This window comes from uncultured Corynebacterium sp., assembly GCF_902489365.1.
In the GTDB taxonomy this organism is placed as follows: domain Bacteria; phylum Actinomycetota; class Actinomycetes; order Mycobacteriales; family Mycobacteriaceae; genus Corynebacterium.
The window spans coordinates 17,397-33,687 of the sequence record NZ_CABTZR010000021.1 but is presented as its reverse complement, the minus strand read 5'-3'; the positions used below and the strand labels follow the sequence as shown (position 1 = coordinate 33,687).

The window sequence follows — 16,291 nt, the reverse complement described above, 5'->3', positions numbered from 1 at the left end:
CCCGACGACGAGGTATACATACACACGGTACGAGAGCTGCTGGACTACGCACAGGCTCATTCCGACAGTGATGATGTCTGGCTGGATGATGAGTTCGTGGGGAGAGCTGTAAAGGGACCGAAATAAAAGCACCTTATGCAGACTTCTGCACACATTCACCTGGGGTTTTCTAAATCAAAGCCTCCAGATGGTGCCTTTACTCCGATCAGGCGGCGCGGGTGTGTCTAATACTTCGCGCTGCGACCCTCACCGATGGTGCCATAAAGCTTCTTCATCACCGGGTAGAGCACGATGATGCCAACCGAGCCCCAGGCAATGCCCTCAAGCGTCACGCCGAAGACGTCGAGCGTGAGGTTGCCAATGCCCGCGATGAGCGCCACCGCCGCCGCGGTGAGGTTCACCGGGTTGTTGAAGTTGACCTTATTGTCCATCCAGATGCGCACGCCGAGCATGCCGATGAGGCCGTAGAGGACGATGCAAGCACCGCCCAGCACACCGGTGGGGATGGTGAAGATCAGCGCACCGAACTTCGGGATGAAAGCCAGCGCGATAGCGGTGATAGCGGCTACCCAGTAGGCGGCCGTCGAGTAGACGCGAGTTGCGGCCATGACGCCGATATTCTCCGCATAGGTCGTTGTACCGGAGCCGCCGAAACCACCGGCTAAGGAGGTAGCCAGGCCATCGGCGATGAGAGCGTCACCGGCCAAATCATCGAGATCGCGTTTGGTCATCTCAGAGACCGCCTTGACGTGGCCGACATTCTCCGCAATGAGCACAACCAACACCGGTAGCGCCGCCGCGATGGCGGAAACATGGAACTCCGGCGCATGGAACTGTGGGAAGCCAATCCACGCTGCTTCGCGGATGGACTCCACCGCGCCCTCACCGAGGTTGCCCGTGGCGGCCGCGAAAGCCCAGCCGACAACGACACCAATCAGAATGGACAGGCGCGACACCATGCCCCGCCCAGCCACGGTGGCCAGGATGATGACCGCCAGCGTCACCGTGGCAACCAGAGGCTGGCTCGAATAATTGGTGGCAGCATTGGGCGCCAAGTTGAGGCCAATCAGTGCCACGATGGCGCCGGTCACAGCCGGCGGCATGACGGCGTCAAGGACCTTGCGGCCCGCTGCCTTCACCGCGAAACCAATCGCCACCAAGACCAGGCCAGTCACTAAGACGGAACCTGCCTGCGCGCCAATGCCGTATTGCTGGGAGGCACTCAGCGGCGCAATGAACGCGAAAGAAGAGCCCAGGTAGGAAGGCAGGCGGTTGCGGGTAATCAGGAGGAATAGGATTGTTCCCAGGCCTGAAAACAGCAGCGTCGTATTGACCGGGAATCCGGTCAGGGTGGGCACCAGCAGTGTCGCGCCGAACATGGCCACTACGTGCTGCATGCCGATGCCGATGGTGCGGCCCCAGCTCAATCGTTCTTCGGGTGCGACGACCGCGCCCGGCTTAATCGTTTTTCCGTCCCCGTGGACGGCCCAACCAAAATTACTCACGAACCATAATTATGGCTCACGGGAGCACCGAAACCTAAGCGTCCTCACCGGCCACGCGAAATTCCCTGAGTTCGGCGGCAATGGAGGCGGGCAGGCGAACGTCGACAAGCGTGCCCTCCCCCGTGTACTCCTCGCTGCGCACGGTGCCCTGGGTATGGATGCGATCGACCACGTCCCCGCGGGTAAACGGAACGAGCAACTGCACATGCTCGTCCTGGGAATTGAGGAACAGCTCCACACGCGCAGTGAGCTCATCGATGCCCTCCCCCGTCTTGGCGGAGACATAGACGACATTGTCGCGGTCGAGGGCGTGGCGCAACTCCGCGAGTACCAGGGGGTCAGCCTGGTCAATCTTATTGATGACGATAATCTCCGGCGGGGCTTCCTCACCGGTGTCCTTCACAATGTCATAGATGACCTTGTTAACCGCTTCAATCTGCTTGAGCGGGAAAGGATCAGAGCCGTCCACCACGTGGAGCATCAAATCCGCTGCGAGCACTTCCTCCAAGGTGGATTTGAAGGCTTCCACCAGCTGCGTCGGCAAGTGGCGCACAAAGCCGACGGTATCGGTGAAGACGACCTGGCGGCCGTCGCCAAGCTCGGCGCGGCGCGTGGTGGGATCCAAGGTAGCGAACAACGCGTCCTCCACCAGCACGCCAGCGCCCGTCATCGCGTTGATGAGCGAAGACTTGCCGGCGTTGGTGTAGCCAGCAATAGCGATCTGCGCAATCGTTGAGGATGCGCGGCGCGAGCGCTTGATCTCGCGTTCCGTCTTCATCCCTTTAAGTTCCTTGCGCAAGAGCGCCATCTGCGTGCGGATGCGGCGACGATCCGTCTCAATCTTGGTTTCACCGGGTCCGCGCAGGCCGACACCGCCGTTGGATCCGGCTCGGCCACCCGCCTGGCGCGAGAGGCTACCGCCCCAACCGCGTGTATGGGTGTAGAGATACTCCAGCTGTGCGAGCGAGACTTGGACTTTGCCTTCCTTGGACTTGGCGTGCTGCGCGAAGATGTCCAAGATGAGCATGGTGCGGTCGATAACCTTGGTGTTGAGCGCTCGTTCTAATGCCGTGAGCTGGCCCGGGGTAAGTTCGCCGTCGCACACCACGGTATCCGCGCCGGTGGCAGTCACGATATCCTTGAGCTCTTTCACCTTGCCGGAACCGATATAGGTTCCAGGATCCGGCTTGTCGCGCTTCTGGTACAGGGCTTCAATAACCTCCGCACCCGCGGTCTCCGTCAACGCGACAAGCTCCGCCATCGTGGCCTCAACCTCGGCCACGGTACCTTCAGTCCACACGCCCACCAAGATCACTTGCTCAAGGCGGAGCTTGCGGTACTCCACCTCGTAGATGTCCGTGCTGTCTTCTGAGCGGATCGTGGTCTTACGGTTCACTCGCCGGAAAGCGTTGCGCTCCGCGAGGTCGAAATCACCGGTGGACGGCACCTGCGGTTTGGGCGCGGGCTCACCAAAAGCCCTCGCGAGGAGATCATCATGGGTTTCTTTTGTCATATGTTTTCTATTCTTGCACGTCACGCCTCTCAACAGGGAATCTCCGTTGCACACGACCTTGTGCCGATCCCCGGCGGCAAGGCTCACCGACAACATTTTTGAGTCATCGCGGCGCCAGATACAATGGGCCGCATGACCGTCAAAGAGACCACCCACCCAGAGATGCAGGCCATTGGCCTCAACTACGAGCGCTGGCAGGACGCCGTCGAAGCAGCCATTTCCACCAACCAGCTGGCAGTCACCGGGGAGGTTCGCGGGGGACAACTTATTCAGTTCTCGGATCCTTCCGGGGCGCAACTCAATATCCTTGCCGTCGAACCTTTCGCCACCTTTATCGGTTTCGAGGGCGTCACCCAAGGATTCGCTCACGTCTCTATGATCAACGATGTCTTGGCTTACCTGGACATCATCGATCCTTTCGGAAACCTTCTCGCGCAAGCAACGGCGAACCTGGCGCAGGGCCCGCTCTTGGCAGATGAGGACACCCAGCAGTGGCAACAGGTAGAGCTCACCGCGATGGGCCTCGACGTCACCGTCTTCGGCAGCACTGAAGCTTACGAAGCCGAGAAGGGTGCCTACCCAGCCACGTTTGAATCCACTGGCGCGGCAATTGTTGCGGCCGGTTCCGGCGCCGAATCCCCCACCCCGGGCTGCACTTTTTCCGCACGGGTCATGGAATCCGAGTGGCGCCACAACCAGCTCACCGGTGAGCGCTTCATGCACCTCGTCATGGATGGCACCTTCCCCTTCGATCTGTGCCTGCCGGAGAGCTTTGGCGAGTTGCCACCGAAGGATTCCGTTCTCGCGGGAACGGCGATGCTGACCGCCTCGATTGCGCTGCCCACCGGCGGCTGTGGCGGCGACGGCGGCTGCGCCTGTGGCTCTGGGGGCTGCGGCGGCCACTAGGCATACCGTAGAGTCGTAAGCATGAGTTTTTCCGCATCTCAGCGTCAGGGTTTTGCCCTGCTCCTTGCCGGGGTTACCGCGGCGGTGTTGATTGTGACGCTGAAGCTGCCGGGAGTTATTCTCGCCATCTTTATCTGCGGGGCGCTATGGCTCTTTGTCGGCGCCCGCCCCGATGCCTCGGAACATGCGGCGCTGCGGGCTTCCATCGCGCTCACGGTGGAGGACATTACGGGGGTCCTCGAGGACTACGCCACGTTTGCTACGAGCGACGATGCTGAAGCACTAGCGGACCGCACGCTTCACCGCCCGGCGCTTGCCGACGTCGACTGCACGAACCCCACTATCGAAGCGTTCCACTATGAAATGCATGGTGCGCAGCGTTTCTTGCGCCGTCTCGATGCGCGGATTAATTCGCCAGATACTGGCACCAGCGAACTCGAATCCTTGCTCAAGGTGGCCGATGATCGGGCCGCCGAACTCAAAGAAGCCTGGCTGGCCGCCCGCCGCGCTGCCTTGGCCTTGGGCACCAACTACAAAAAGGGGGACGGGCGCTAAACGCCGTCCCGAAAAGCCCTATAGTGAGGTTTCGCCTGTTGCTACGATGCGCGAAGGCCCCGTCAGTGTAGATCCTTCCTCAGTGATTTCTACTTGAACTTCGCCGCCGGGGACGATGACGCGGACGCGGCCGGTGGTGTGGGAGGCATCGGCAAGCGCGGCGCACGCTGCCGCTACCGTTCCGGTGCCGCACGAGCGAGTCTCACCCGAGCCGCGCTCGAAGACGCGCATGTGAATCACACCATCGCGCAAAGGTGTCACCAACTCTACGTTGACGCCTGCCGGGAAAAAATCAGTGTCAAAGACAGGCTGCTCAAGGCGCTTGCCAGCCAAGGCCTCTGCGCTAAGCCCCGGGATAACGGCCGCCAAATGGGGGTTTCCCACATCCACTCCTAGCCCGGCGAAGCTCTCTCCTGCCATCGAGGCGGTGGAGACACCGAGCACCTGTGCTGCCCCCATCTCCACGCTGACCTCTGCCGCGGTCTCATTGAAGGAGTGGACGGTGACCTGCTTGGCCCCAGCACGCGTACCGACGGTGAAAGTATCGGTGTCCACCAACCCACGGGAGCGGACCCAATGCGCGAAGACGCGGGTGCCGTTGCCACACATTTCCGCCACGGAGCCATCCGCGTTGCGGTAGTCCATGAACCAGTCATCGGTGTTAATACCCGGCGCGAGCTCATCGATTTCCCCGCTGGCAAGCAACTCACCGGCGCGGATGACGCGCAGTACACCGTCGGCGCCGATTCCCGCTCGACGGTCACACAGTGCCGCTACCTTTTCCGGCGGTAGCGGCTCGGTTCCCTCCACAATGACGAAGTCGTTCTCAGTTCCGTGGCCTTTAGCAAAGTTCATAGCTGTAGAGTCTAACGCCCTTCGAGGACACGCAAAGCCTGCGTGGTCGTGTCAGCCGCAGCATCCAACCAGTGGATCCGCTTATCGCGGTTGAACCAGGCGCGCTGGCGGCGCACATAGCGGCGGGTTCCGGTGATAGTGCGCTCCACTGCCTCCTCCCATGTCAGCTCTCCGCGCTGGGCTTGGAGAACTTGGGCATAGCCAATCGCCCGCCCGGCCGTAGACTCAGCCTTCAAGCCGCGGATTTGGAGGCTCTCGACTTCCTCCACCAGCCCCTTGTCGAACATGAGGCGGCTACGCAGCTCGATGCGCGGGTTCAACCAGCTGGCTTCCGTGCGCAACCCGAGGATTCTCGTGCCCCACCGGGGCGGGGCGTTCTTCGGTGGCTGGCTGGCTTTGAAAGGCTTGCCTGTAAGCTCGATGACTTCCAGTGCGCGTACTGTGCGGCGCGGGTCTTTGTCCTCGATAATCTCGGCGGCGGCAGGGTCCACGTGGGCAAGCTCTGCGTGCAAAGCATCGGTACCAATCTCTTGGCGCCGGGCCTCCCAGCGAGCGCGCACCTGCGGATCAGTGGGCGGGAATTGCCAATCATCCACGAGTGATTGGACATAGAGCATGGAGCCGCCCACCAAGATCGGGGTGTTCCCACGCGCTCGAATACTCTCGATATCCGCGATGGCAGCGGACTGATAGCGCGCTACCGACGCCGTTTCCGTCACGTCCCACACATCGAGTTGATGGTGCGGGATACCTTCGCGCTCCTCCAGCGTCAGCTTGGCCGTGCCGATGTCCATGCCCCGGTAAAGCTGCATCGAATCGACGTTGACTACCTCCCCGTCGAGCTCGTGCGCCAAGGCGACTCCGAGTGCTGATTTTCCGGAGGCCGTCGGGCCCACGACGGCAATCGGGGTTGGGCCGCTGCTGAGAGTCTTAGGCATTAGCACTGCCACCCCGCCACATAGCGCCCTACCCCGAGGGTTGAATCCGCTGCCCGAAGCTCCGCATGCCGTGGATGCACGCCTGCCAGCTGCGCCCACAGTGCCGTTTCGAGCACTCCCGTCGAATGGAGCAGCTCTTCGTTACAGTCGTCCTCCGCGCCGGCCAGCACGCTTTCGCACCACAGGTGAGTGTCCCGTGCACCCTTGACGAGGGCGAGCGGCGCGCGCTCCGTCAAGCCTGCAGAGCCATCAACACACACTACTGTGAACCGTCCGGAACGCACCTGCCCTAGGTCGGCGCGGGAGTCTTCCACCGTGAAGGCGTGGTGACTGCTTTCTGCCCCGAGCGCGCTAGTGAGTACGTAGCGGGCCATTATCTCGGGCAGGTAGTTTCCGCCGCCGACGTCGACCTGGGGTGCGCCCCACGCTCTCAAACTTCCTGTGTGCTCGGTACGCCAGCGCGCATCGCGCGATCCCACGATGTCGACCTTAAGCGGTGCACTACCGTTGACGCGTGCGGCATCACGCGTGAGCTCGCAGGCGGCGCTAAGGAGCGCGCGCGACGCGTCATCGCTGGGTGACAATTCTTCCGCCAAGGCCGGTGAGGCTGGCATAACCATGAGATTTTGCATCAACTCCCATCCTATAAGGTTAGTTTTTCGGGGTTAACACGCGGCTGCGCGGCGGAAACGGTAGTGTTGTGTCACATAAGTTCTGGCAGCCGTGTCGCGCGGCGCGATAATACCGAAGGTGGTTTCTTAGCATGTCCGCTATTCCTTCCCCTGGAGCCATGCCTCGCAAGGGCGCTCGTCCCGGCCCGTCTTCCTCTGCCCCGGCCGCACGTCCCGTGCAGCCCGCAAAGAATGATCCCGCCCAGTGGGGCCGCGTTGATGCTGACGGGTCGGTATTCGTCAAGGCCCCCGAAGGCGAACGCAAAATCGGCGAGTGGCAGGCCGGCACCCCGGAAGAGGGCTTGGCGCACTTTGGTGCACGCTATGACGATCTGTCCACCGAGATCGAACTACTAGAATCCCGCCTCACAGCCCATCCGGGCGATGCCGCGTCGATCAAGACGACTGCTGCGGAACTGCGAGAGTCCCTACCTACACAGGCAGTAATCGGTGATATCGCGGCATTGGACAAGCGCCTAGCCACGATCATCGAGCACTCCGTAGAAGCCGGTGAGCAGGCACAGGCTGACAAGGCTCGTCGCCGCGAAGAGGCCATTGCCAAAAAGGAAAAGCTCGCCGCCGAGGCCGAGGACATCGCCGCCAACTCGACGGAGTGGAAGGCCGCCGGCGACCGTATCCGCGCTATCTTGGAGGAATGGAAGCAGATCCGTGGCATCGACCGCCAGACGGATGATGCCCTGTGGAAGCGCTACTCCCGCGCCCGTGACTCCTTCAACCGCCGCCGCGGCTCCCACTTCGCCGAACTGGATCGCAACCGCGCGGCCGCCCGCGCCAAGAAGGAAGAGCTGGTAGAGCGCGCAGAAGCAATTAAGGAGTCCACCAACTGGGGCGAAACGGCGCGCGCTTACCGTGATCTCATGACGGAGTGGAAGGCCGCTGGCCGCGCCCCTCGTGAGATCGACGACAAGCTCTGGGCCCGTTTCCGCGCCGCCCAGGATCATTTCTTCAACGCTCGTAACGCCGTCAATGACGAGCGGGACAAGCAGTTCGCAGAGAACGCCGCCGCCAAGGATGCGCTCATTGCGGAATATGATTCCCTGATTGATCCCGCCAAGTCGATCGATTCGGCGAAAGCCAAGCTGCGGGAGCTGCAGGAAAAATGGGAAGAGATCGGTTTCGTTCCGCGCAACCAGGTGCGCGAGTACGAGGCCAAGATCTCAGCGCTGGAAAGGCGCGTAAGCGATGCCGAGGATTCACAATGGCGCCGTACGGACCCGGAAGCCCAGGCCCGCGTGGCCCAGTTCCAGTCCAAGGTTGATGACTTCACCGCGCAGGCAGAAGCTGCCGAGGCCAAGGGCAACACCAAGAAGGCGGAAGATCTGCGTGCCCAGGCCAAGCAGTGGCAGGAATTCGCGGATGCCGCAGCGGCTGCTGTCAACGACAAGTAGCACCCTCGGTCTGAGTGTTCGTTCAGATTGTCGCGCCACCGGGTTCGGCCTCAGCTGAGCCGGCGGATTGCCTGCGCAGCTTCGTTTTCGACGCCAACCTCGCCGCCCAAGAGGCCAGTGGCGATCCCGCTGCCAGCGGCTCACCACGCCGCGTTCTCCAACGCCTTCAGGGCTCGACAGAGTCGCTCACCTATCTCTTTGGGCTGACTGACTCCGCCTTGGGGTGGGCTGGTGAGCTGGGTCTACCCGTTATCTCAGCGGCAGAGCCCAGCCCCGAAATCGATTTCGATGGCTTCATCCACATCTCCCTTCCGCTCTTGGAAGAAACGGAGAACGCCGATATCGAATGCGTCCTCGCCGCGGATCTCCTGCCCCTGCCCGGGGAGGAACTAGAACCAGAAGCTCTCGAGGTCACGCGATCCCTCGCCCGCGAGGCACTCCGGCTTACCCGCCAGCTGGGCCGCACGACTGCCCAGGTTGGCATGCTGTACCCGCCAGACGCGGACCATACCTATGACCCGATGTCGCAGGCTTACCTTGAGCTCGGGTTTCGTCGCAAGCACGCCGAGCGCCAGATGTTCGTCGAGATTGCCCCCACTCCCCCAGTGGTTGGTGCACAGGTGTGGCCCGACTACGACATCCCGGAGGAGCTGCTTGATGATGTCCTGCACCTGCTCACTCTAGCCTCCACCGACGCGGTCTACGGTGACTTAAGCGTCGAGCCCATCGTATGGACACGACAGCGACTGAATGAAGCGCACGCACGGCTGCGCTCCCGCAAAGGACATACGCTCCTCGTCGGCATTGTCGAACAAGGACGCGTCGTCGCACTTACTGAACTCTCCCGCCACGGCGATGCGGACCCTGAGGTATGCGAGTGGACTCTTACCGTGACAGACCGCGAACAGCGCCGGCGTGGCTTGGCTACACGCGCCAAGCAGCATGCCCAGTATGCGGTGGCGCATCACTGGCCCGACGTCCGCCGGGCTTACTGCTCAGTTGCCCAGGCGGATCCGGCGATGAATGCGCTCTACGCGCGTCTCGGCGCGCACGTCATCTCGGCGAGCAGTGCCTACGAGCTAACCGTATAGAACGGGTAATCGGTGTAGCCGTGCGCTCCACCCGTATAGAACGTGGCCTCATCCGGCGCAGTGACAGGAAGCTCCTCCTGCCAGCGGCGAACGAGGTCCGGGTTGGAGATGGCCAACCGGCCTACGGCCACGGCATCACCGTGCTGTACTAGGTCTTCGGCTTCTGCGCGCTGGGTCACCTGTCCAAATCCCGAATTCAGGATGACTCGGGTACGCCCGTTAGCACGCGCTTCGGCGCTCAGATCAGTAATGAGCTCACCCGTAGGCGCTGCATGCAGGAAGGAGACGTAGGCCAAACCAAGGTCTGCGACTGCGCGCAGCAACCCACCATAGGTGGCACGCACATCCGCAGCGTCGGTTTCCTCAATGCCCTGAATATTGTGCTGCGGGGACAGGCGCAGAGCTACGCGGTCGGCCCCGATCTCCTCGGCCACGGCACGCACGATCTCCACTACCAGGCGGTAGCGCTTCTCCAGGGTGCCGCCGTAGGCATCCTCTCGGTGATTGGAGCTCGGAGAAAGGAACTGGTGCAGCAGATAACCGTTCGCACCATGAAGCTCCACGCCATCCATGCCAGCGTCGATGGCATTGCGGGCAGCGTGGCGGAACTCATCGACAATGCGCGGTAGTTCCTCGATGTCGAGGGCACGGGGCACCGGGCACTTCTTGCGGGATTCGAAATCCCGTACCGCAGTGCCTGACGCCAGCGCAGAAGGAGCCACCGGTTCTGTCCCTTCGAGGAGGCTGGCATGAGACAGGCGCCCGCCGTTCATCACCTGCATGAAAATGCGTCCGCCGGCTTCGTGTACGGAATCGGCCACGCGCCGCCAGCCGGAAATCTGTTCCGGAGTTTCGATACCGGGCTGGCCAGGGAAAGCGCGGCTGGTCACCGTAGGAAATACGCCCTCCGTCACGATAAGACCCATGGAGGCACGCTGTGAATAGTACGTCTCATGCAGGGGCGTGGGGACGCCATCGCGACCTGCCCGTGAGCGGGTCAACGCTGCCATGGTCACACGGTTTGGCAGGGTTAGTCGTCCCAATTCAAGTGAGTCGAAGAGTGTAGTCATGCACTCCACAACACGATTCTCGTAGCGCTTATTCCTCGCCCTGCTGGCGCCGGTGGCGGGAGGCCGCGCGGGAGCGGCGGTCGTCGATAAGCAGCGGATTCTGTTCTGCCGGCAGCTCGGTAGCGGCTTCGGTCTGCAGGACTCCCACGTGATCGAGCTGACCGGCGACCTCACGCACGCGTTCCGCGGCAGCCAACTGCTCGGGGCTGCGGCGCAGTGCTACCTGGCAGTACACAAGAAAGGCCACCAACGTCGAGAAGGCGCCCACGTACATACCGATGGCCGCGCCATCCGCGGCGCTGTCCCGGTACCAAAATCCCCACAGATTAGCGAAGAAAGAAATCGTCGTCATCATCCACGCTACGAGGGCCAGCTTGGTCCGGCGAGTGATAATCGTGGCGGTGGTTAAGATCCCCACACCACCCAGCGCTAGCCATGCGCTGACGGTTTCCATGAGGGAGATACGCACGCCCTCGGCCGTTCCACCGACGAAGAGAGCTTCCCAGCCGCGGGCGTCACCGGCATAGGGCAAAACCAAGTAAGCGGCCCACGCCAGGACAGACACGATGAGCACATATTTGTGCTTTCCCAATTCGAGAGTCTGCGCTGCGCGCTTCTCAGCAGCGACGGCATCGTGAACGGACTTCAAGTCATCACTCATAAAACGGAGCCTACCCCCTTTTAGCAGCCGCATGAATCGGCAGGAGCACTGGGCTTGCCGACGCCCGGCAACCCCAACCCCACGCCAATCGGTGCCGTCGTGGGCGTCTGCCCCGCCGCCGACATATCGCCGGCCTTCGTGCGACGGTGCTCGCTGATTCCGGAATCAGCCACCAGGAAGAAGGAGCCTGCATCCGTCACGGTGGCGTGCACAACATCACCGGGGCGAATCTCCGCAGAGATGTCCTTGCCCGCGGAATCGACTGGTGCGAAGTGAACAAGGCGACCATCACGCGCGCGTCCGGTGAGGCGGTGGGTCTCGGCGGCCTTGCGGCCGCCTTCCGCCTGCACCAACAGCTCTACATCAGTGCCGACTAGCTTGGTGTTTTCCTCTGCCTGAATGGAATCCTGGAGGGCGACAAGGCGCTCGAAGCGCTCCTGCACAACGTCCTTGGGGATTTGGTTATCCATCTCTGCGGCCGGGGTGCCGGGGCGCGGCGAGTACTGGAAAGTGAAAGCGGAGGCGAAGCGGGCGCGGCGAACCACGTCCATCGTGGCCTCAAAATCCTCCTCGGTTTCTCCCGGGAAGCCCACGATGATGTCGGTGGTAATTGCCGCGTGGGGCATCTTCTCACGAACTTCGTCGAGAATCCCCAAGAACTTTTTCGTGCGATAGGAACGGCGCATGTCCTTGAGGACCTTGTCAGATCCAGACTGCAGCGGCATATGCAGCTGCGGGCACACAGCCGACGTCTCCGCCATGGCGTCGATGACATCGGACGTGAACTCAGCAGGGTGTGGGGAGGTAAAGCGGAGGCGCTCGAGGCCCTCAATCTTGCCTACCTCACGCAGCAGCTTGGAAAAGGCGAAGCGATCACGCGGCAGGTCTGGGTCTGCGAAGTTGACGCCATAGGCGTTGACGTTCTGCCCTAACAGAGTTACTTCGGACACGCCTTGATCTACCAAGGCCTGAACTTCTGCGATGATATCTCCGGGGCGACGGTCTTCCTCTTTACCACGCAGCGAAGGGACGATGCAGAAAGTACAGGTGTTATTACAGCCCACGGAGACTGAGACCCACCCGGCATAGGCGGATTCGCGCTTTGCCGGAAGTACGGAAGGGAAGGCCTCGAGGGCATCGACGATTTCCACCTGCGCTTCATTGTTGTGACGTGCGCGCTCAAGCAATGCCGGAAGGGCCGCCATGTTATGGGTTCCGAAAACCGCGTCTACCCACGGCGCGTGGTCCAAGACGGTGTCCTTATCCTTCTGCGCCAAGCAGCCGCCAACCGCGATCTGCATGCCGGGATGGTTTTCCTTCGTCTTCTTCAGCGCACCCAGGGTGCCGTACAGGCGCTTGTCGGCGTTCTCGCGCACGGCACAGGTGTTAAATACGATGAGGTCAGGCTCGGCGCCATCCGGCGCCGCCGAGTAGCCGGCCTCCTCGAGCAGGCCGGAAATGCGCTCGGAATCATGAACGTTCATCTGGCAGCCAAAGGTCCGCACCTCATAGGTGCGGGGCTGGTTATTAGTTACGGGGGAGCTCACGTGGGGACATTCTAACTGGCCCACCCCACTACTCATAATGCCTCAACAGCATGTAAGTGTTATGGATTTGTTACACAAACCTCCCCGCCTCCCCTAACCGCCCGCCTATTCTTCTACATATGATTCAGCTCACTCTAAATAAGGAGGTGTGATGTGACCGAACATTCCGGCCCGATGATCAAGATGGACGGAGTCAATAAGTACTTCGGTGACTATCACGCGCTCCGCGATATCAACGTGGAGATCGGCCGCGGCGATGTCGTCGTTGTTCTCGGTCCGTCCGGCTCCGGCAAGTCAACCCTGTGCCGCACCATCAACCGGCTTGAAACCATCGACGAGGGTTCTATCGCGATCGACGGCACTCCTCTTCCCGAAGAGGGACGCGAGCTAGCCAAGCTGCGTGCGGATGTGGGCATGGTGTTCCAGCAATTCAACCTCTTTCCGCACAAGACCATCAAGGACAACGTCACACTGGGGCCTATCAAGGTCCGCAAGATGAAGAAGTCCGAGGCCGAAGAGCGTGCAATGCAACTGCTTGACCGCGTTGGAATTGCCAATCAGTCAGAAAAGTACCCTGCACAGCTCTCCGGCGGCCAGCAACAACGTGTCGCCATCGCCCGTGCCTTGGCTATGCGCCCGAAAGTCATGCTCTTCGACGAACCTACCTCAGCCCTCGACCCTGAGATGGTCAACGAGGTGCTTGATGTCATGACGGATCTGGCCAAGGAAGGCATGACCATGGTCGTGGTGACCCACGAGATGGGCTTTGCTAGGCGCGCGGCCGACCGCATCCTCTTCATGGCTGACGGGTCCATCGTCGAGGACACCGACCCGGAATCCTTCTTCACCAACCCACAATCAGAACGAGCAAAGGACTTCTTGGGCAAGATCCTGCAGCACTAAACAGCTACCACCTCACCTTATTTTCTCTACCTTCATTCATTTTCAACTCACCTCATCAAGGAGAATCTCATGTCCCGCACTTTCAACCGCATTACTGCCACCGCCGCCGCCATCGCCGCATCCAGCGCTCTGCTCGTTGCGTGTGGTGATTCGTCCGACTCCGCCAGCGGAGGCGAGGGTCTTCTCGGCGCTATCGAGTCTGGCTCTGTCACCCTAGGCACCAAGTTCGACCAGCCGGGTCTGGGCCTGCGCGAGGGCGATGGTTCTATGACCGGCCTCGACGTTGACATTGCCACCTACGTGGTCAACCACATTGCCAAGGATAAGGGGTGGGAAGAGCCGGAGATCGAGTGGCGCGAGACTCCGTCCGCGCAGCGTGAAACTCTGATCGAAAACGGCGAGGTTGACCTCATCACCGCAACGTACTCCATCAACGCTTCCCGCGCGGAAAAGGTCAATTTCGCTGGTCCATACCTCATCACCCACCAAGCGCTTCTTACCCAGACTGATAACAAGGAGATCACCGGGCTCGAGGGCCTCGACGGCAAGATCCTGTGCTCTGTCACCGGCTCCACCCCAGCGCAGAAGGTGAAGGAGGCTCTGCCCAGCGTGCAGCTGCAGGAGTACGACACCTACTCCTCCTGCGTGGAGGCTCTGAGCCAGGGCAACGTAGACGCCATGACTACCGACGCCACGATCCTTAACGGCTACGCCGCCCAGAATCCCGGAAAGTTCCAGGTCGTCGAGTTGGAAAAGGACGGCAAGCCCTTTACCGATGAGTACTACGGCGCGGGTCTGAAGAAGGACGATCAAGAGGCGACAGACGCTGTCAACAAGGCCCTGGAAGAGCTGCATTCCTCCGGCGAATTCGACAAGCTCGTAGCCAAGAACCTGGACAAGGGCGAGGGCATCGACGAGGCCACCGTCGGTGACCTCTCCTTCCTCAACTCCTAAACGCTCGATTAGCCCCCACCTAGCCTGCGCCGAGGACATACCGCCTCGGCGCAGGCCCGTTAGTAGGAGATTTCTATGGAATCCATGTGGGCTGCACTAGGCCCCGAACTATGGCCAGCCTTTTGGCTCACCATCCAGCTGACGTTCTGGTCTGCCATCGGCGCAATGATCCTCGGCACCATCCTCACTGCCATGCGTGTCTCCCCCGTGAGAATCCTGCGGTGGATTGCCACGACGTACATCACGACGGTGCGCAATACCCCCTTGACTCTCATTATCCTGTTCTGTTCTTTTGGCCTGTACCAGAACCTTGGGCTCACGCTTGCTAGCCGGGACTCTTCGACCTTCCTAGTGGATAACAACTTCCGCCTCGCCATCGTCGGGTTCATCTTGTACACCTCGGCATTTGTTGCGGAATCCTTGCGCTCGGGAATCAACACAGTGGACTTCGGCCAAGCCGAGGCAGCCCGCTCGCTGGGCTTGAGCTTCTCACAGACCTTTAGCACGATCGTCTTCCCTCAGGCAGTACGTGCGGCAATCGTCCCCCTGGGAAACACGCTCATCGCGTTGACAAAGAACACCACGATCGCCTCCGCAATCGGTGTGGCGGAAGCTTCCCTACTGATGAAATCCACCATTGAGATGCACGCGAGCCAGCTCTTTGTCATCTTCTTTATCTTCGCGTTGGGCTTCATCATCCTGACCTTGCCCATGGGCTTAGGCCTAGGCAAACTCTCCGAAACTGTGGCGGTGAAGAAATAATGTCTGTACGCGCAACCGTGCTTTACGACGCCCCCGGACCCAAAGGCAAGCGTCGCAACCTCATCTATACCGCCATCACCGTCGTGCTCTCTGTCGCGGTGCTGTATTGGGTTCTCTCTACTTTGGGCGAGCGCGGGCAACTCGACTCCGCGTTATGGACCCCTTTTCTTAACAGCCAAACGTGGACCACGTACCTACTCCCTGGCCTGCGCGGAACGATCCTTTCCGCTGTAGCATCCATCATCTTGGCCATCGTCTTCGGCGTCATCTTCGGCCTCGGCCGATTGAGCGAGAACGTCATCGTACGCGGCGTATGTGGTGTGGTCGTGGAATTCTTCCGCGCCATCCCCGTCCTGCTGCTCATGATTTTTGCCTACCAGCTTTTCGCCATCTATAACGTAGTTCCTTCGAAACAGCTGGCATTTAGCGCCGTGGTCTTCGCGTTGACCCTCTACAACGGATCTGTCGTCGCAGAGATTCTGCGCTCCGGGATCAAGTCGCTGCCCAAGGGACAAACTGAAGCCGCCCGCGCGCTAGGGCTTTCGCATGGACAAACAATGCGTACCATTCTGCTCCCGCAGGCCGTAGCCGCAATGCTCCCGGCCCTCATCGCCCAAATGGTTATTGCGCTCAAGGACTCTGCCTTGGGCTACCAGATTGGCTATGTCGAGGTGGTGCGCTCCGGTATTCAATCGGCGTCCTACAACAAGAATTACCTGGCCTCGCTCATTGTCGTTGCAATCATCATGATCCTCATCAACTGGGGGCTGGGTCTCCTGGCCGAACGCATCGAACGTCAGCTTCGAGCGGGTCGTGCGCGCCGGAACATCATCGCTAAAGTTCCGGAGCAACCAGACCAAGGCTTGGACACCAAAGACCAAGTCAACGTTGACTGGCGTTCTGAAAGCTACACGGAAATCAAAAATCCGGCCGAATAGACAGTACCGGACA

Annotated in this window: 16 protein-coding genes; 8 read left to right on the top strand and 8 right to left on the bottom strand. The window is 60.9% G+C overall.

Going from position 1 to position 16,291, the window contains the following annotated elements; genetic code table 11:
• Window positions 1-224: 224 nt before the first annotated feature.
• On the bottom strand, window positions 225-1,505 hold the full coding sequence (locus RDN59_RS05020; RefSeq protein WP_308606888.1) for a solute carrier family 23 protein: 1,281 nt from the start codon (window positions 1,503-1,505) through the stop codon (window positions 225-227).
• Between the two features lie 34 nt (window positions 1,506-1,539).
• A complete protein-coding gene (gene hflX / locus RDN59_RS05015) occupies window positions 1,540-3,018 on the bottom strand; it encodes a GTPase HflX (RefSeq protein ID WP_308606886.1) in 1,479 nt (492 codons plus the stop codon).
• A gap of 123 nt (window positions 3,019-3,141) precedes the next feature.
• Between hflX and RDN59_RS05010 the strand changes: the two genes are divergently transcribed.
• Entirely contained in the window at window positions 3,142-3,924 is a 783-nt protein-coding gene (locus RDN59_RS05010) for a hypothetical protein (RefSeq protein ID WP_308606885.1), read from the top strand.
• 21 nt (window positions 3,925-3,945) lie between these two features.
• Window positions 3,946-4,479, top strand: a complete 534-nt coding sequence (locus RDN59_RS05005) for a hypothetical protein (protein WP_308606884.1) — start codon at window positions 3,946-3,948, stop codon at window positions 4,477-4,479.
• 18 nt (window positions 4,480-4,497) lie between these two features.
• On the opposite strand, the gene dapF is transcribed toward RDN59_RS05005, so the two are convergent.
• The 3 genes from dapF to RDN59_RS04990 are packed head-to-tail and all read right to left on the bottom strand — an operon-like array spanning window position 4,498 to window position 6,904.
• Window positions 4,498-5,334 (bottom strand): diaminopimelate epimerase, encoded by an 837-nt coding sequence (dapF, locus tag RDN59_RS05000; RefSeq protein WP_308606883.1) that lies wholly within the window; start codon window positions 5,332-5,334, stop codon window positions 4,498-4,500.
• A gap of 11 nt (window positions 5,335-5,345) precedes the next feature.
• Window positions 5,346-6,272 carry a tRNA (adenosine(37)-N6)-dimethylallyltransferase MiaA gene (miaA, locus tag RDN59_RS04995; RefSeq protein WP_308606882.1) on the bottom strand — a complete coding sequence of 309 codons (927 nt, stop codon included), beginning with the start codon at window positions 6,270-6,272 and terminating at the stop codon, window positions 5,346-5,348.
• Complete coding sequence (locus tag RDN59_RS04990; protein ID WP_308606881.1) at window positions 6,272-6,904, bottom strand: hypothetical protein; 633 nt, start codon at window positions 6,902-6,904, stop codon at window positions 6,272-6,274. The genes miaA and RDN59_RS04990 overlap by 1 nt, the downstream gene beginning before the upstream one ends.
• 131 nt (window positions 6,905-7,035) lie before the next feature.
• Here RDN59_RS04990 and RDN59_RS04985 point away from each other — a divergent pair, with 131 nt between their 5' ends.
• Both RDN59_RS04985 and RDN59_RS04980 read left to right on the top strand, forming a co-directional pair.
• Entirely contained in the window at window positions 7,036-8,352 is a 1,317-nt protein-coding gene (locus RDN59_RS04985) for a DUF349 domain-containing protein (protein WP_308606880.1), read from the top strand.
• A gap of 14 nt (window positions 8,353-8,366) precedes the next feature.
• Window positions 8,367-9,443, top strand: a complete 1,077-nt coding sequence (locus RDN59_RS04980) for a GNAT family N-acetyltransferase (RefSeq protein WP_308606879.1) — start codon at window positions 8,367-8,369, stop codon at window positions 9,441-9,443.
• On the opposite strand, the gene RDN59_RS04975 is transcribed toward RDN59_RS04980, so the two are convergent.
• Genes RDN59_RS04975 through miaB form a run of 3 tightly spaced genes read right to left on the bottom strand, consistent with a single transcriptional unit; the run spans window position 9,425 to window position 12,757 of the window.
• A complete protein-coding gene (locus tag RDN59_RS04975) occupies window positions 9,425-10,513 on the bottom strand; it encodes an alkene reductase (protein ID WP_308606878.1) in 1,089 nt (362 codons plus the stop codon). The two genes, RDN59_RS04980 and RDN59_RS04975, sit on opposite strands and share 19 nt — an antisense overlap.
• A 28-nt stretch (window positions 10,514-10,541) precedes the next feature.
• Window positions 10,542-11,174 carry a hypothetical protein gene (locus tag RDN59_RS04970; RefSeq protein ID WP_308606877.1) on the bottom strand — a complete coding sequence of 211 codons (633 nt, stop codon included), beginning with the start codon at window positions 11,172-11,174 and terminating at the stop codon, window positions 10,542-10,544.
• Between the two features lie 20 nt (window positions 11,175-11,194).
• Window positions 11,195-12,757, bottom strand: a complete 1,563-nt coding sequence (gene miaB / locus RDN59_RS04965) for a tRNA (N6-isopentenyl adenosine(37)-C2)-methylthiotransferase MiaB (RefSeq protein ID WP_308606875.1) — start codon at window positions 12,755-12,757, stop codon at window positions 11,195-11,197.
• A gap of 138 nt (window positions 12,758-12,895) precedes the next feature.
• Here miaB and gluA point away from each other — a divergent pair, with 138 nt between their 5' ends.
• The 4 genes from gluA (at window position 12,896) to RDN59_RS04945 (ending at window position 16,278) form a co-directional block, all read left to right on the top strand.
• Window positions 12,896-13,624: a glutamate ABC transporter ATP-binding protein GluA gene (gluA, locus tag RDN59_RS04960; protein ID WP_102234208.1), complete on the top strand. Its 729-nt coding sequence runs from the start codon at window positions 12,896-12,898 to the stop codon at window positions 13,622-13,624.
• A 69-nt stretch (window positions 13,625-13,693) separates the two neighbouring features.
• A complete protein-coding gene (locus RDN59_RS04955) occupies window positions 13,694-14,578 on the top strand; it encodes a glutamate ABC transporter substrate-binding protein (RefSeq protein ID WP_308606874.1) in 885 nt (294 codons plus the stop codon).
• A 75-nt stretch (window positions 14,579-14,653) separates the two neighbouring features.
• On the top strand, window positions 14,654-15,340 hold the full coding sequence (gluC, locus tag RDN59_RS04950; protein ID WP_046649360.1) for a glutamate ABC transporter permease GluC: 687 nt from the start codon (window positions 14,654-14,656) through the stop codon (window positions 15,338-15,340).
• Window positions 15,340-16,278, top strand: coding sequence for an amino acid ABC transporter permease (locus RDN59_RS04945; RefSeq protein ID WP_308606872.1), 939 nt, complete (start codon window positions 15,340-15,342; stop codon window positions 16,276-16,278). The genes gluC and RDN59_RS04945 overlap by 1 nt, the downstream gene beginning before the upstream one ends.
• Window positions 16,279-16,291 lie beyond the last annotated feature (13 nt).

Bases quoted from the DNA above. Each gene is read 5' to 3' on its own strand.
- RDN59_RS04970 (WP_308606877.1), bottom strand. From the start codon at position 11,174: ATGAGTGATGACTTGAAGTCCGTTCACGATGCCGTCGCTGCTGAGAAG.
- RDN59_RS04985 (WP_308606880.1), top strand. From the start codon at position 7,036: ATGTCCGCTATTCCTTCCCCTGGAGCCATGCCTCGCAAGGGCGCTCGT.
- gluA (WP_102234208.1), top strand. From the start codon at position 12,896: ATGATCAAGATGGACGGAGTCAATAAGTACTTCGGTGACTATCACGCG.
- RDN59_RS05005 (WP_308606884.1), top strand. From the start codon at position 3,946: ATGAGTTTTTCCGCATCTCAGCGTCAGGGTTTTGCCCTGCTCCTTGCC.
- RDN59_RS05010 (WP_308606885.1), top strand. From the start codon at position 3,142: ATGGGCCGCATGACCGTCAAAGAGACCACCCACCCAGAGATGCAGGCC.
- gluC (WP_046649360.1), top strand. From the start codon at position 14,654: ATGGAATCCATGTGGGCTGCACTAGGCCCCGAACTATGGCCAGCCTTT.
- RDN59_RS04975 (WP_308606878.1), bottom strand. From the start codon at position 10,513: ATGACTACACTCTTCGACTCACTTGAATTGGGACGACTAACCCTGCCA.
- RDN59_RS04945 (WP_308606872.1), top strand. From the start codon at position 15,340: ATGTCTGTACGCGCAACCGTGCTTTACGACGCCCCCGGACCCAAAGGC.
- dapF (WP_308606883.1), bottom strand. From the start codon at position 5,334: ATGAACTTTGCTAAAGGCCACGGAACTGAGAACGACTTCGTCATTGTG.
- hflX (WP_308606886.1), bottom strand. From the start codon at position 3,018: ATGACAAAAGAAACCCATGATGATCTCCTCGCGAGGGCTTTTGGTGAG.
- RDN59_RS04990 (WP_308606881.1), bottom strand. From the start codon at position 6,904: ATGCAAAATCTCATGGTTATGCCAGCCTCACCGGCCTTGGCGGAAGAA.
- miaB (WP_308606875.1), bottom strand. From the start codon at position 12,757: ATGAGTAGTGGGGTGGGCCAGTTAGAATGTCCCCACGTGAGCTCCCCC.
- RDN59_RS04955 (WP_308606874.1), top strand. From the start codon at position 13,694: ATGTCCCGCACTTTCAACCGCATTACTGCCACCGCCGCCGCCATCGCC.
- miaA (WP_308606882.1), bottom strand. From the start codon at position 6,272: ATGCCTAAGACTCTCAGCAGCGGCCCAACCCCGATTGCCGTCGTGGGC.